The 14884-nt window shown below is 61.3% G+C and carries 12 protein-coding genes; 7 read left to right on the top strand and 5 right to left on the bottom strand.

Annotated features, from left to right (window positions below):
- Positions 1-39 precede the first annotated feature (39 nt).
- The 7 genes from RI103_RS32275 (at position 40) to RI103_RS32245 (ending at position 7454) form a co-directional block, all read left to right on the top strand.
- Positions 40-1089, top strand: a complete 1050-nt coding sequence (locus RI103_RS32275; protein WP_310816790.1) for an ABC transporter substrate-binding protein — start codon at positions 40-42, stop codon at positions 1087-1089.
- Positions 1090-1249: 160 nt separating this feature from the next.
- Positions 1250-2518 (top strand): ABC transporter permease, encoded by a 1269-nt coding sequence (locus RI103_RS32270; RefSeq protein ID WP_310818629.1) that lies wholly within the window; start codon positions 1250-1252, stop codon positions 2516-2518.
- A 14-nt stretch (positions 2519-2532) separates the two neighbouring features.
- Complete coding sequence (locus RI103_RS32265; RefSeq protein ID WP_310816788.1) at positions 2533-3372, top strand: ABC transporter permease; 840 nt, start codon at positions 2533-2535, stop codon at positions 3370-3372.
- Positions 3373-3525: 153 nt separating this feature from the next.
- Positions 3526-4617 (top strand): OmpA family protein, encoded by a 1092-nt coding sequence (locus RI103_RS32260; protein ID WP_310816786.1) that lies wholly within the window; start codon positions 3526-3528, stop codon positions 4615-4617.
- Positions 4618-4804: 187 nt separating this feature from the next.
- Complete coding sequence (locus tag RI103_RS32255; RefSeq protein WP_310816785.1) at positions 4805-5440, top strand: response regulator transcription factor; 636 nt, start codon at positions 4805-4807, stop codon at positions 5438-5440.
- A gap of 11 nt (positions 5441-5451) precedes the next feature.
- On the top strand, positions 5452-6468 hold the full coding sequence (locus RI103_RS32250) for an ATP-binding protein (protein WP_310816784.1): 1017 nt from the start codon (positions 5452-5454) through the stop codon (positions 6466-6468).
- Entirely contained in the window at positions 6465-7454 is a 990-nt protein-coding gene (locus RI103_RS32245) for a hypothetical protein (RefSeq protein WP_310816783.1), read from the top strand. Before RI103_RS32250 ends, RI103_RS32245 begins: the two co-directional genes overlap by 4 nt.
- A gap of 123 nt (positions 7455-7577) precedes the next feature.
- Here the strand turns inward: RI103_RS32245 and acnA are convergent, their stop codons facing one another.
- From acnA to RI103_RS32220, 5 genes are all read right to left on the bottom strand, one after another.
- Entirely contained in the window at positions 7578-10295 is a 2718-nt protein-coding gene (acnA, locus tag RI103_RS32240) for an aconitate hydratase AcnA (RefSeq protein WP_310816782.1), read from the bottom strand.
- A 40-nt stretch (positions 10296-10335) separates the two neighbouring features.
- Positions 10336-11787, bottom strand: coding sequence for a bifunctional 2-methylcitrate dehydratase/aconitate hydratase (locus RI103_RS32235; RefSeq protein WP_310816780.1), 1452 nt, complete (start codon positions 11785-11787; stop codon positions 10336-10338).
- Positions 11788-11812: 25 nt separating this feature from the next.
- A complete protein-coding gene (locus RI103_RS32230) occupies positions 11813-12319 on the bottom strand; it encodes a hypothetical protein (RefSeq protein ID WP_310816779.1) in 507 nt (168 codons plus the stop codon).
- A gap of 103 nt (positions 12320-12422) precedes the next feature.
- A complete protein-coding gene (prpC, locus tag RI103_RS32225) occupies positions 12423-13610 on the bottom strand; it encodes a 2-methylcitrate synthase (protein ID WP_310816778.1) in 1188 nt (395 codons plus the stop codon).
- 160 nt (positions 13611-13770) lie between these two features.
- Complete coding sequence (locus tag RI103_RS32220) at positions 13771-14787, bottom strand: aldolase/citrate lyase family protein (RefSeq protein ID WP_310816777.1); 1017 nt, start codon at positions 14785-14787, stop codon at positions 13771-13773.
- Positions 14788-14884: the final 97 nt, after the last annotated feature.

Raw genomic sequence — 14884 nt, 5'->3', positions numbered from 1 at the left:
CGTAGCCTGAAGCACACCACCAAAGGAGAGCAACACACCATGAGCAAGATCGGGAAATCGCGCTGCGCCATCGCTGTCGGTGCTGTGGCGCTCGCGCTGGGCGCCGCGCAAGTCAATGCAGCCGAACTGACGGTTGTCAATTTCGGCGGCGCGAATGGCGACGCGCAAAAGGTTGCATTCAACCAGCCGTTCGAAAAAGAGTCCAGCAACAAGGTCACCGCCGTCGAATACAACGGCGAGCAGGCCAAAGTGAAGGCGATGGTCGAGGCCAAGCATGTGAACTGGGATGTGGTGGAAGTCGAATCGGGCGATATCGGCCGTGGTTGTGATGAAGGGCTGTACGAGAAACTCGACTGGTCGAAGATCGGCAAGAAGTCGGATCTGATTCCCGAAGCGCCGCAAACCTGTGGCGTGGGCTTCTTCGTGTGGTCGACGGCACTTGCGTACAACGCCGACAAGCTGAAAACGGCGCCGACCGGCTGGGCCGATTTCTGGGACGTCAAGAAAATCCCGGGCAAGCGCGCAATGCGCAAGGGCGCGCGCTACAACCTCGAATTCGCGTTGATGGCCGACGGCGTGCCGCCGAAGGACGTCTACAAGGTGCTCGCCACCAAGGAAGGCCAGGACCGGGCGTTCAAGAAGCTCGACGAACTGAAGCCGAACATCCAGTGGTGGGAAGCGGGCGCGCAGCCGCCGCAATTCCTCGTCGCGGGCGACGTGGTGATGTCCACCGCGTACAACGGCCGGATCGACGCCGCGCAGAAGGAAGGCAAGAACCTGAAGGTGGTGTGGAACGGCAGCATCTACGACCTCGACTATTGGGCGATTCCGAAGGGCACGCCGAACAAGGCGTTGGCCGAGAAATACATCGCCTATTCGATTTCGTCGAAGCCACAACAGGACTACGCGCACAACATCGCGTACGGTCCGGTGAATGTGGCGGCGATCAAGGCGCTCGATCCGAAGACGCTTGCGAATCTGCCGAACTCGCCGGCTAACGGGAAAAATGCGGTGCTGCAGAACCTGGCGTTCTGGACCGACCATGGCGATGAACTGGAGCAGCGGTTTTCGTCGTGGGCTTCGAAGTAGTTAGCGTTGTGCGGGATGGCGCGGCTGTTATTGGAAGCCGCGCCCTCTGGATGCGAAATGACGCGCGCACGTGCGGTAGCGATGTGCGCGCGGTGATGCGTGGGACCCGAGTCAGCGCTGAAGCGCTGACTCGGGTCGTCAAGGAGACGGTGTGACTACGATGACCATCGCTGCCGATTCGACGCCTGAATCAAGTGGCCGACTCAAGCGCGAGCTGAAGGCTGCCGAATCAAGAAAGCGGGCCATGGCCCTGCTGCTGATCGCGCCGCTCGCGATTTTTCTGCTGCTGATTTTTGTCGTGCCGATCGGCGCGCTGCTCACGCGCGCCGCGCAAAATCCCGAAGTCGTCAACGCGCTGCCCCATACACTGGCGTCGCTGAGCGCGTGGGATCGCAAGACGCCGCCGCCGGATACCGCCTATACCGCGCTGGCTGTCGATCTCGCCGCCATCGCCGACAGCGACGGATTGGGCGCACTCGCGCGACGCCTGAACGTCGAGATTCCCGGTTACCGTTCGCTGGTCGCCAAGTCCGCGCGTGCCATGCCGTTCGTCGACGACAACAGCAAGCCCTTGCAACTGACACCCGCGCAGGTTCATGCGAAATTCGTCGAACTGGACGAACGCTGGAACGACGTCGCGTACTGGCAAGCCATTGCGAAAAATTCCGGCAAGTATTCACCGTTTTATCTGCTGGCCTCGCTGGACCACAAACAGGACGCGTTCGGCCACATCATTCCGACCGATCCGGATCAACAGATTTATCTCGCCGTGTTCAGCCGCACCTTCGTGATCGGCGCGGCGGTGACGTTCTTCGCGCTATTGCTCGGCTATCCGCTCGCCTACTGGATTTCGACACTGTCCGAACGTCGCGCGAATCTGGTGATGATTCTCGTGCTGATTCCGTTCTGGACCTCGATCCTCGTGCGCGTCGCGGCGTGGATCGTGATTCTGCAAAGCGAAGGGCTGGTGAACAAGGCGCTGATAGGCAGCGGGCTGTTGCACGATCCACTGTCGCTGCTGTTCAACCGCACCGGCGTCTACATTTCGATGACGCACATTCTGCTGCCGTTCATGATTCTGCCGCTCTATAGCGTGATGAAGTCGATCCCGCCCACCTATCAGCGCGCCGCGGTCTCGCTCGGCAGCCATCCGTTCGCCGCGTTCTGGCGCGTGTACGTGCCGCAGACCTATCCGGGCATCGGTGCGGGCGCACTGCTGGTGTTCATTCTGGCGATTGGCTACTACATCACGCCGGCCTTGCTCGGCGGTCCGAACGATCAGATGGTCAGCTACTACGTCGCGTATTTCACCAACGTGACGATCAATTGGGGCATGGCGTGCGCGCTCGGCGGTCTGCTGCTCGCCGCGACGCTCGTGCTGTACGTCATTTACGGGCGCTTCACGCGTTCGTCACTGAGCCTCGGCTGAACGGAGTCATTGCGATGAAACTTGCCAAGCCTTTGTTCGCGCCGCATACGTCTTTCGTCGAGCGCGTGTGGTATTTCGCGCTGCGTGCGTTGGCCGTGCTCACGCTGCTGTATCTCATCTTGCCGGTGCTGGCGATCGTGCCGCTGTCGTTTTCGTCGAGCACGTTTCTGGTGTATCCGATTCCGGGCTGGTCGCTGCGCTGGTATCAGAATCTGATCGCGTCCGATGAATGGCGCATGGCCGCCAAGAATAGCTTTATCGTCGCGCCCTCGGCAACGGTGGTCGCAACCGTGCTCGGCACGCTGGCGGCGATCGGACTGACCAAGGCGAACTTTCGCGGCAAAGGGCTGCTCATGGCGGTCCTGATCTCGCCGATGATCGTGCCGGTGGTGGTGGTCGGCGTCGGCATGTACCTGTTTTTTGCGCCGCTTGGTTTGGCCAATACCTACATCGGCCTGATTCTCGCGCATGCGTCGCTCGGTGTGCCCTTTGTCGTGACGACGGTGGCGGCAACGTTGCAGGGTTTCAACTACAACCTGGTTCGGGCGAGTTTGTCGCTAGGCGCGAATCCGGTGAAGACGTTTTTCCGCATTACATTGCCGGTAATCGCGCCGGGCGTGATTTCGGGTGCGCTGTTCGCTTTCGCGACTTCATTCGACGAAGTCGTCGTGACCCTGTTCCTCGCGGGCGCGGATCAAACTACCTTGCCCCGACAGATGTTCACCGGTATCCGCGAAAATATCAGCCCGACCATCGCCGCGCTGGCAACCATTCTGATTGTTTTTTCCACCAGCCTGTTGCTGGCGCTCGAGTGGCTGCGTGGGCGAAATGCGGCGCGGGCGGTCAAGGTTTGAACATCTACGTCGATGGATGACGAATTTTATTCGCAGTGCATGTCAATCAACAAATTTCTGACGTTAATCTAAGACTGCTCCCATTCCCTGCGCTTCAGCGTCTCTTCATACTCGAAGCCCTCAATAAGAAGATGCGCTCGACGCGGGGAATCAATGAAACACCAGCTAACGGTGCTTGTATGCGCGCTCGCCTTGACCGCTTGCGCGGACCACGCCGCGCGTGACCGGCTCGGCGTTGAAGACGCCACCTTGCTGCAAAGCGGTTTCGGCGCCACGCAGGATGAAGCCGCAGGCGCGGTCAACTCACAATGGATCAGCACCTACGCGCCGGCGGCAAGCAGCAGCGCGGCGCTAGCATTTCTGCAGACGCGGCTCGATAAGCTGCCGGGCGACAAGAACGGCTATTTTCACGCCAAGGCACAATGCTGGATCAATGCCGCGCAACAGGCGCGGCAAGCCAACGACCACTGGGGCTTCGTCGAAGAAGCGATCGGTCAGGCGGCCATGATCACCATGAGCCTGGAGAACGGCACACCGTTATCCGCCGCCAATCCCGCGCTGCGCACGGTGTCCACCGTGCGCCCCGATCTGTGGAAAATCGTCAATGCCATCAAGTCGGATTCCGCGGTTGCGCAATGTCCGCAAGCGCAGCCGCCGCTCGCTTGTGCCGAAGTCGAACTGATGCAGGCCGGGCATGACGCATGGCGCCGCGGCTTTTCCAATGCTGAGAAACGCTTGCCCGAAGTGCAGGGCAACTTGCGCCAATCGGCGGAAACAGCGCTGCAATGCGAGCAGGCGTTGAAAACGCCGACGTTGGCTCCGGCGCCGGCACGTGTCCCGGCTTCCGTTCCTGCTGCGGATTCGCCGCGAAAGGTTACGCTAAAAACCGATTCCCTTTTCCAATTCAACGGCGGTGACGACGCCGCCATGTTGCCCGCGGGCAAACGCCAGTTAAATGACGTGGCCATTCGTTTGAAGAAGATTCCCGCCATGCGGCAGCTGAAGATCACCGGCTACGCTGACCGCCTTGGCGACAAGTCGTACAACCTTGGTCTGTCCACGCAACGCGCACACACGGTCGAGCGCTATCTGCGAGCGCGTGGCGTGCGCTTGCCGATGGCCGCGCAGGGCAGGGGCAGTGCGAATCCGCTGGTCGATTGCCGGCAAACGCAGCGCGATCAATTGATGCGATGTCTCGCGCCGAATCGCCGTGTCGAGATCGAACTTGTCGCGGCAGGTTCCTAGTGGGCCTTTACATTGAAAAGTGAGCTTGGGTGCCGGCGACCGGCAACGGCGCGCCCGAGGTCGATCGCGTCGTGTAGTTCGTGTCGTATCTGTATACGCCACGGGCAACTGTGGCGCGCACACAGACGCGTATTGATGCTTGGCGCTAAAAATAATCGCCAAACGTGTGTTAAGGAGGATTGGAAATATGTCAACTATTCTGGTTATCGACGACCATCCCGCATTCCGTATGGTCATCAAAATGCAGCTCGTGCAGTTGCTTGGCGTTGAAAACGTGATCGAGGCCGATAACGGCCAGACCGCTGTCGAGATGGCCAGGCTGCACGCCCCGGAGCTAGCCATACTGGATCTCGACATTCCGCGCATCAGTGGACTCGATGTGATTCCCCGTCTCAAGCTCGTCCATCCGCCGATTCGCGTGATGGTGTTGTCGGGCCACGACCCGGCCATATTCGCGCCGCGCGCGATGCGCTCGGGCGTCCACGGTTTCGTTGGCAAGTCGCAGGAAATGAAGGAGATCATGCGCGGCGTCGAGGCGGTGCTGGCGGGCTATACCGTGTTTCCGGTGACGGCCAGTGGCGGCGGCATGGGACTCGCCAATGGAGTGGGAGGGGAAGAGGCGCGGATCGGGCAGCTGTCGGACAAGGAGCTCGTGATTCTGCAAATGCTCTCGAAAGGTATGTCGAACAAGGCGATAGGGGACGCCTTGTTTATAAGCGACAAAACCGTCAGCACATACAAGGGCCGTATTCAGGAAAAACTCGGTCTTTCGTCTTTGGCAGGACTGATCGAATTCGCGACTTTGCACCGTCTGGTCGACTAGGCTTGCGGGCTATGAATATAGTGAACCTGTCTCATTCTTCTGTGTGCACATGGAGTCAAACGCTTAACGATTTACTGGATACCTCGCCATTGGAGTCGCGCGCCTTCATCCTCAACGAGAGTGCGACGAACCTGCGCGAACTCATCGACGGTGTTATCGCTCTGCTTGTCCCGTTTGCTTCTCGCCGCGATTTGCGGCTGCGCGCGAGCGTCGGTCAATCGGTGACCAAAACGATTCGCGCCGACAGCGCACGGTTAGGCCAGATCATTTTCCATTTGCTAAACCGAACGATCCAGCACAGTGCACAGGGAGAGATTTCGCTCGTCGTGTGGGCACAGTCGTTGAATCCGGGCTTGCAACGTATCTTTATCAACGTAGTTGATGCGGCTGACAAGACGGCGCCCGCCGCACTGCCGCAGCTTTCCGGTCCAGTCACTGATGATCCAAAGGTGGGCAAACGACTCAGCGACGCTGACGCGTATTTGCCACTCTGCCGAAAATTGGCGCAGTGCATGGGTGGCGAGCTTGCCATCGTGAGCACCCCGGTGAAAGGCCCATGCGCGACTTTCAACGCGCCGTTTGCCATTGAACAACGGGAGCTATCTGCGCAAACGGGTACTGGCAACGCACAGGCGGTTCCCTTCTCCAGCGCCGCGCAGCCACGCGATTCCGCTGCAAGTGCTTCCTTTGAGCCCTTCGAAAGTCGCTACCTGGACGCATTGTCCGAAGAGGGCGTCGATGTCCGCGCATTTTTCAACAACTGGCGCCAGGCAATGAACGACGACCTTGAACGCCTCGGCGCGTTGCTTCATGAAGGCGACTTCGATCATCTTCACAGCGTGCTGCATCGGTTGAGCGGAGCAGTGGGTCTCGTCGGCGCAGGCAGTCTGATGGAGGCGTTGCGGCGTGCGAGTTTGTCGCCACTGGCACACAACGCTGGATCGATCGACGCGCTCATGGCGCGCGCGCGGAGCCTCATCACTCAACTTGAAGCAACGTCTCGCGCATACCGGAGCGCCTCACAATGAACCGACCGTTGGCCTTGATCGAGGGCGATCTGGCGCTTCCGAGTCTGCGTCCGTTTGACGCCTTGCCGCCGCCGTTCGGCTCGCGGCGTCGGCAGGCACAGGCCACGGCGCAACGCGAACCACAAGCCCTGTCGCCCACCGCTGCGCAACAGGCAGTCCAGAACGCGTTACAACGCCAGGCGTCACCACCACGTCGCGGCGTGTTTCCACCTGGCGTAAAGTTTCTCTTCTTCTACAAGCGGCCGCGGCAGCGCGACCATTCGCATCAGTTTGAAGAGCAATTGGCGGAGGCCAGGTATTACCTGAACTCGGGCAGGGTGCGGCCGAGTTCTACGCGTTCGGATCATATTCTCGGAGGGGTGATCTTCGCGGGCTGCAGCATCGTGCTGGGCTGGCTGCTGGCCACCTGTACGACGCACGATGCCGACAAGGCGACGACCACGGCTACGGCGCAATCGCCGGTCGAAGTCGCGAGGACGGCTCAACGGAGCGGACCTCAGGCCGCTGGAGCGGCACTGAAGGCGACGGTCCCAGACGCTCCTACGTCGACGGCCGCGACATTGAAGACAACTCCTCCAAATACGCCAACGCCACAGCATGTCGATCACCGCGTGCCGCTTCCGACCGCACACGTGGCCCGACGTCAGGTCGCGCCGAGCGGGCCCACAAAGGCGCATGGCCAGGTCCCAAGCGCACGCTTCAGCAAGCCGCAAATCGACCAACGGCTCACACTGAGTCGCGCGGTCAATCCAGCCACGCAGCCGTCCGTGTCGAAACAACCCGGGTGGCCCGCACGCTCCTCGTCCGCAAACGACACAGCCGAGCGCGCGGCATTGCTCGACTGGGCCGTGCAGCAGCGGCGCGCGAACATCACGACGCGCGCCAGCCTACCGGTCGCGGACGACGCCGACTGGAACGCCCGCATGACCCAGCGTCGGATCATCGACAACCCGGACGCGTTCAAGTCCGACCGTGCCCAAAAATAGCAGTGAAAAATCGCAGCTAAAAAAAAGCCCGACCATCGGTCGGGCTTCAAAGTCGGCTGCGTCCTCCACAGGACGCAGCCCCTGCAAAACAGCTCGCAGTTGCCGTTCAGGCCAGCGAATGCCTTAAGCAGCCAGCAGCGAACGCAGCACGAACGGCAGAATCCCGCCGTGCTTGTAGTAGTCGACTTCGATCGGCGTGTCGATACGCAGCAGCACCTGCACGCGCTTTTCCTTGCCGTCCTTGCCACGAATCACCAGCGTCACTTCCTGTTGCGGCTTGAAGTCCGCGCCCAGGCCTTCGATGTCGTACGTTTCTTCGCCGGTGATGCCGAGCGATTGCACGCTGTCCGAGCCCTTGAACTGCAGCGGCAGAACGCCCATGCCGACCAGGTTCGAACGGTGAATCCGCTCGAAGCTGCGTGCGACCACGACCTTCACGCCCAGCAGTTGCGTACCCTTCGCAGCCCAGTCACGCGACGAGCCCGTGCCGTACTCTTCGCCCGCGAACACGACGGTCGGCGTGCCGGCGTCGATGTACTTCATCGCTGCGTCATAGATCGACAGTTGTTCGCCGCTCGGCTGGTGAATCGTCAGGCCGCCTTCCACGCGCGAACCGTCGGCCTTCGTCGGGATCATCAGGTTCTTGATCCGGACGTTGGCGAACGTGCCGCGCATCATCACGTCGTGGTTGCCGCGGCGCGAGCCGTAGCTGTTGAAGTCGGCCTTCTGCACGCCGTTTTCCTTCAGCCACTTGCCTGCCGGCGAGTCTTCCTTGATCGAGCCAGCCGGGCTGATGTGGTCGGTCGTGACCGAGTCGCCGAAGATGCCGAGCGCGCGCGCGTCCTTGACTGCAGCGATGCTGTCGGCCGGCGTCATCGAGAAGTCCTTACCGAAGAACGGCGGCTCAGCGATGTAGGTCGACTTCGGCCAGTCGTAGACTTGACCTTCTTCGCCTTCGATCTTGCTCCACAAGTCGCCCTTCTTGGTCAGCGACGAATAGTTCTTGCGGAACGCTTCGGCGTCCAGCGCGAACTTGAGCAGATCGTTGACTTCTTCGCTGGTCGGCCAAATGTCGCCCAGGTAGATGTCCTTGCCGCCCTTGCCCTTGCCGACCGGTTCGGTCATCAGGTCGCGCGTGATGTTGCCGGCGATCGCGTAAGCAACGACCAGCGGCGGCGAGGCCAGGAAGTTGGCGCGGATGTTCGGGTGAATCCGCGCTTCGAAGTTACGGTTGCCCGACAGAACCGCTGCCGCGACGATGTCGTTCTTCGTGATCGCTTCGTTCAGTTCCGGCGTCAGATCGCCCGCGTTGCCGATACAGGTCGTGCAACCGTAAGCGGCCAGCGTGAAGCCGAGCTTGTCGAGGTACTTCATCAAGTCGGTCTTCGTCAGGTATTCCGTGACGATACGCGATCCCGGCGCCAGCGAGGTCTTGATGTGCGGCGCGACCGTCAGGCCGGCTTCGACAGCCTTCTTCGCCAGCAGGCCGGCGGCCAGCAGCACGCTCGGGTTCGACGTGTTGGTGCACGAGGTGATCGCGGCGATCAGGATGTCGCCGTTCTTCACGTCCACGCCGTTGCTCGTCGTGTATTGCGCTTCGAGGTCGCCTGCCTTCTTCGCAAAGCCGTTTTCCGCGACCGGCTTCGAGAACAGGTCGCTGAAGGTCGACTTCACATTGCCGATTTCGATACGGTCTTGCGGGCGCTTCGGACCTGCCAGCGACGGCGTCACCGTGCCGAGATCCAGCGTCACGACCTTGGTGTAGTCGATCTGGCCGGCCTTCGGAATGCCGAACAGGCCTTGTGCCTTGAAGTAGTTCTCGAACGCGGAGATTTCCGCGTCCGTGCGGCCCGTGCCCTTGAAGTAGTCGACGGTTTTCTCGTCGACCGGGAAGAAGCCCATGGTCGCGCCGTATTCCGGCGCCATGTTGCCGATCGTCGCGCGGTCCGGCAGCGACAACGACGCGGTGCCTTCGCCGAAGAATTCGACGAACTTGCCGACAACCTTCTCTTTGCGCAGCAGTTCGGTGACGGTCAGGACCAGGTCGGTCGCCGTCAGGCCTTCGCGCAGCTTGCCCTTCAGTTCGACGCCGACCACGTCCGGCGTCAGGAAATACACCGGCTGGCCGAGCATGCCGGCTTCCGCTTCGATACCGCCCACGCCCCAGCCCACCACGCCGATACCGTTGATCATGGTGGTGTGGCTGTCGGTGCCGACCAGCGAATCCGGGTAGTACACCGTGTCCGCGCCTTCCGCCTTCTTGTGCACGCCGCGTGCGAGGTATTCCAGGTTCACCTGGTGAACGATACCGACGCCCGGCGGCACGACCTTGAACGTGTCGAATGCCTGCATGCCCCACTTCATGAACTGGTAGCGCTCGTTGTTGCGCTGGAATTCCAGTTTCATGTTCAGGTCGAGCGCGTTCTTTTCGCGGAAGTGATCGATCTGCACCGAGTGATCGACGACCAGATCGACCGGGACCAGCGGTTCGATCGACTTCGGATCCTTGCCCATGTGTTTCGCGACACCGCGCATGGCTGCGATGTCGGCGAGCAACGGCACGCCGGTAAAGTCTTGCAGCACGACGCGCGACACGACAAACGGGATTTCGTCGACGCGCGAAGCCGTCGGCTTCCAGTTGGCGAGCTGCTCGATATGTTCTTCGGCGATTTTCTTGCCGTCGTAGTTACGCAGCACCGATTCCAGCACGATTCGGATCGAAACCGGCAGGCGGTCGATCTTGATGTTCAGTGCCTTGCCGAGTTGCGGCAGGGAGTAGAACTTGCCTTTGCCGGAACCGCTGTCGAATTCCTTGAGCGTTTTGTGGAGGTTGTGGGCCATGGTGTTTTCCTTGGTTTGATCGCGGAACTACAGTACTTGACTAGATGACGTACAGATCGACGTATTCATTGACCGGCATGGCTTCGAGCCGTGCCTGATCCAGCGACACGTCGAGAATCGCCAGTTGTTGCTTGACCGGAAAGCGGCGCGCGAGGTTGGTCTTGAACTTCTCGACCAGCAACGGAATTCCGTCTTCGCGACGACGCTTATGACCGATCGGGTATTCGACTACGACCTCGTCGAATGTCGATCCGTCGTTGAATTCGATCGTCAGTGCATTGGCGATCGAACGCTTCTCCGGATCGTGGTAATCCTTCGTGAACTGCGCGTCTTCGACGCATTCCATCTTCGCGCGCAGCACATCGAGTCGCGCGTCCTGCGCGATCGAATCTTCATAGTCCGCGGCCGTCAGGCGGCCGTGGATCAGCGGTACGGCGATCATGTACTGAATGCAATGATCGCGGTCGGCCGGATTGTTCAGCGGACCTTTTTTATCGATGATGCGAATCGCGGCTTCGTGCGTGCGGATCGTGATCTTGCGGATGTCGTCCACGCTTCTTCCCGCAGCATTGAGTTGCGCATGCAACTTCATCGCGGCTTCCACTGCGGTTTGCGCATGGAATTCTGCCGGAAAAGAAATCTTGAAGAGCACGTTTTCCATTACGTACGAACCGTACTGCCGCTGGAACTGGAACGCGTTGCCCTTGAAGAGCACGTCGTAAAAGCCCCACGTCTTCGCGGTCAACACCGACGGATAGCCCATCTCGCCGGTCTTCGCGATCAGCGCGAGACGCACGGCGCGCGAGGTCGCATCGCCCGCGGCCCACGACTTGCGCGAGCCGGTATTCGGCGCGTGGCGGTACGTGCGCAGCGCATGCCCATCGACAAACGCCTGCGACACCGCGTTGATGAGCTCCTCGCGCGTGAGACCGAGCAACTGGCCGACCACCGCGGTCGACGCCAGCTTGACCAGCAATACATGATCGAGCCCGACCTTGTTGAAGGAGTTTTCGAGCGCGATACAGCCTTGAATTTCGTGCGCCTTGATCATGGCGATCAACACGTCTTTCATCGCCAGCGGCGCTTTGCCCGCTGCGATGGCGCTGCGCGAGAGCCAGTCGGCCGTCGCCAGAATTCCGCCGAGGTTATCCGACGGATGCCCCCATTCGGCGGCAAGCCAGGTGTCGTTGAAGTCGAGCCAGCGAATCATGGCGCCGATGTTGAAGGCGGCCTGAACGGGATCCAGCTGGAACGACGTGCCAGGCACCTTCGCGCCGTTGGGGACGATCGTGCCCGGCACGATCGGTCCCATCAGCTTGGTGCAGGCCGGGTAGGTGAGCGCCTCGAGTCCGCAGCCGAGCGTATCGATCAGGCAGTGACGCGCGGTTTCCAGCGCGAGCACGCTGTCGATCTGATAGTCCAGAACGTAGTCGACGATATCGGCCAGGACTGGGTCCGGGTCGGGTCGCACGTTGGAAATCGGAGCGGACATCGGAGAGCTTTCCTGATGACGATATTTAGTTGCTGGTCTTGTCGATCGCGTTCGATTGCGTCGGAGCCGGCGCGCCTTGCTGCATGGCTGCCGTCTTGCACTCGTCGGCCAGACGCGAGCTGTCCTTGTCCGAGAACAACATCGCCTTCGTCGGGATCACGACCAGGTCCATACCCGTTGCGGCGTCGTGGAAGCGGTCTGCGCCCGTGGTGGTCGCTTCGCGCGGCAGATTGTAGTTTTTGTTGGCCCAGTGAACCGTGACGATCTGGTCACGCTTCATGTCGCCCTTCAGGTCGAACGACAGACCTTCGTTGCACGACCACTTTTCCGCGCCGTCCGGCACCGGATCGACCTTCGCTTCCTTGGCCGGGTTCGGTTTGCGCTTGATCAGGCGCTTCGGCTGCGGCTTTTTCGGCACAGCCTTGGCAGCCGGCTTCGTGGTGGTCGCCGTTTGCGCGGCGGCGTCGGTCGCGACGGTCAGCATCGTCGTGGACAGGGCGCCAATCACGGCGGCGATCATCAGCTTTTTCATGGAGAAAACCTTTCTATCTAGTTTCAGTTAAACATTCCGCGGGCTACCGGTCCTGGCGACCGCGTGGTTGAACTGCACGCGCTTTGAAAGCGCACAGCGACCGCTATTTTCTCCTATTTAGCGGCAGGTACTTCAAATTCTCAGGTCCGGTGTAGTTCGCGCTCGGGCGGATGATCTTGTTGTCGACGCGCTGCTCGATGATGTGCGCGCTCCAGCCGGCCGTGCGCGAGATCACGAAGAGCGGCGTGAACATCGCCGTGGGCACGCCCATCATGTGATACGAGACCGCGCTGAACCAGTCCAGGTTCGGGAACATCTTCTTCGCGTCCCACATCACCGACTCCAGCCGTTCGGCGATATTGAACAGCTTGCTGTTGCCCGCTTCCTTCGAGAGCTTCTTCGCGATTTCCTTGATGACCTTGTTGCGCGGGTCCGAAATCGTGTACACCGGATGACCGAAACCGATCACCACTTCCTTGTTTTCGACGCGGCGGCGGATGTCCGCTTCCGCTTCGTCCGGCGTCTGGTAGCGCGACTGGATTTCGAACGCAACCTCATTGGCGCCGCCGTGCTTCGGCCCGCGCAGTGCGCCGATCGCGCCGGTGATCGCCGAATAGATGTCCGAGCCCGTGCCCGCGATCACGCGGCCGGTGAACGTCGACGCGTTGAATTCGTGCTCGGCGTACAGGTTCAGCGACACGTGCATCGCGTCGACCCACGCCTTCGACGGCTCCACGCCGTGCAGCAGATGCAGGAAGTGGCCGCCGATCGAATCGTCGTCGGTTTCCACTTCGATGCGCTTGCCGTTGTGCGAGTAGTGATACCAGTAGAGCAGCATCGAGCCGAGCGAGGCCATCAGCTTGTCGGCGATGTCGCGCGCGCCCGGCAGGTTGTGATCGTCTTTCTCCGGCAGCACGGTGCCGAGCACCGATACGCCGGTGCGCATCACGTCCATCGGATGCGCGGCGGCCGGAATCCATTCGAGCGCGGCCTTCACATTCGCGGGCAGGCCGCGCAGCGCTTTCAGCTTGGTCTTGTAGGCGGTGAGTTCAGCCAGGGTCGGCAGTTTTTCATGCACGAGCAGATACGCGATCTCTTCGAACTCGCAGGCGCTCGCGATATCGAGAATGTCATAGCCGCGGTAATGCAGATCGTTGCCGGTCTTGCCGACCGTGCAGAGGGCCGTGTTGCCCGCCGTCACGCCGGACAGGGCGACGGATTTCTTCGGTTTGAAGCCGCTTTGGGGTTCGTTGCCGCCTTGTGCACCGGCGGTTTGCGTCGTCTCGCTCATCTCCCGCAATCTCCTTTGTGCCTGCTCGATGCTTCTGATTGACCCGTGCGTTCAACGCCGCTTGTGCGCAGCGCCAGACGAGGCTGTGCTTCGATTTCATGGCGGCGACCGCATACGCGGCTCACCGCCGGCGCGCCGATTGCCGCATGGACTTTCCCGCTCATGATCCGGCTTGCACGTCAGTGCCCACTTTCGTGAAGAGCGGCGCGGCATCTTCCGGCACGGCGCGACCGGTGGCTTGCGCGCGACGCAGCACCGACCAGTAGTAGCGATAGCTGGCGCGGTCGTGCAGCGTGTCGTGATGGCGCGTCGGGCCCCATTGCGCGGACTGCGCGGCCAGCAGGATTTCGGTGGCTGTGGCGATCTCTTCGTCGCGCGGAGCGAATGCCGCGACGATCGCCTCGATCTGCGCCGGGTGGATGCTCCACATGCGCGTATAGCCGAATTCGTTGCGTGCGCGCGTAGCGTCGTTCGCGACCACGCTCATGTCGCGCACTTCCGTGCTGACGTTATGCGACGGTACTTTGCCGTATGCATGGCAGGCAGCCGAGATTTCCAGCTTGGCACGCCGCACCAGCGGATGATCGAACTGGCCGGGCGAGCGCATGGCGGTATCGGGAATCGCGCCGTCGTGCGCGGAGACGAAGTCCATCAGGCCGAAGCTCAGGGCTTCGACGCCTGGCAGCGCGGCCAGATCGAACACGCGCGTCAGCGCGCCGTGCGTCTCGACCAGCAATTGCACCGGCACCGGTTGCGCGAGGCCGAGTTCACGCCGCGTGGCCTCGATGAACGCGATCATTTCGGCGGCGTCGGGGACGTTGCGGATCTTCGGCAGGGTGATGTAGGCAGGCGCTCGCTTCGCGGCCCGCAGAATGAGACGGACGTCGTCGCGCCAGTGCGCGTGATCGAAGTCGTGAATCCGCACGCCAACTCGGCCGAAGCGGTCGTGCTCGCTGCCCAGCAACGAGGCAACCAGCTCCGCGTGCTGCGCTTCGCGGCCGACCTGCGCGCCGTCTTCGCAATCGAGCGTGATGTCGAACACGGGGCCCAGTTGCTGCTGCAACGCTAACGATTTCAGCATCAGCTTTTCACTGCCGGCGTAGTGATCGCAGGCAGGCAGCACAGCGGGCGGCACTTCGCCGTCAAACAGCACTTCGGCGGGTGTGAGGGCGCGCATCTTCGGCGTCAGGAGCGTGGGTAGTGTTTGGAGAAATCTGATTCGGGCGCGTTCTGCCGGACCATCGCGGTAACTGCGCAAAACGCGTTCGGATCAG

This window comes from Paraburkholderia sp. FT54 (assembly GCF_031585635.1).
Taxonomy (GTDB): domain Bacteria; phylum Pseudomonadota; class Gammaproteobacteria; order Burkholderiales; family Burkholderiaceae; genus Paraburkholderia.
Note: the sequence above shows the minus strand (reverse complement) of the source record. Positions and strands in the feature narration are given on the sequence as shown.

What these genes read in the sequence shown, in the direction of transcription:
- RI103_RS32275 (WP_310816790.1), top strand. Translation starts at nt 40, where the DNA reads ATGAGCAAGATCGGGAAATCGCGCTGCGCCATCGCTGTCGGTGCTGTG.
- RI103_RS32270 (WP_310818629.1), top strand. Translation starts at nt 1,250, where the DNA reads ATGACCATCGCTGCCGATTCGACGCCTGAATCAAGTGGCCGACTCAAG.
- RI103_RS32265 (WP_310816788.1), top strand. Translation starts at nt 2,533, where the DNA reads ATGAAACTTGCCAAGCCTTTGTTCGCGCCGCATACGTCTTTCGTCGAG.
- RI103_RS32260 (WP_310816786.1), top strand. Translation starts at nt 3,526, where the DNA reads ATGAAACACCAGCTAACGGTGCTTGTATGCGCGCTCGCCTTGACCGCT.
- RI103_RS32255 (WP_310816785.1), top strand. Translation starts at nt 4,805, where the DNA reads ATGTCAACTATTCTGGTTATCGACGACCATCCCGCATTCCGTATGGTC.
- RI103_RS32250 (WP_310816784.1), top strand. Translation starts at nt 5,452, where the DNA reads ATGAATATAGTGAACCTGTCTCATTCTTCTGTGTGCACATGGAGTCAA.
- RI103_RS32245 (WP_310816783.1), top strand. Translation starts at nt 6,465, where the DNA reads ATGAACCGACCGTTGGCCTTGATCGAGGGCGATCTGGCGCTTCCGAGT.
- acnA (WP_310816782.1), bottom strand. Translation starts at nt 10,295, where the DNA reads ATGGCCCACAACCTCCACAAAACGCTCAAGGAATTCGACAGCGGTTCC.
- RI103_RS32235 (WP_310816780.1), bottom strand. Translation starts at nt 11,787, where the DNA reads ATGTCCGCTCCGATTTCCAACGTGCGACCCGACCCGGACCCAGTCCTG.
- RI103_RS32230 (WP_310816779.1), bottom strand. Translation starts at nt 12,319, where the DNA reads ATGAAAAAGCTGATGATCGCCGCCGTGATTGGCGCCCTGTCCACGACG.
- prpC (WP_310816778.1), bottom strand. Translation starts at nt 13,610, where the DNA reads ATGAGCGAGACGACGCAAACCGCCGGTGCACAAGGCGGCAACGAACCC.
- RI103_RS32220 (WP_310816777.1), bottom strand. Translation starts at nt 14,787, where the DNA reads ATGCGCGCCCTCACACCCGCCGAAGTGCTGTTTGACGGCGAAGTGCCG.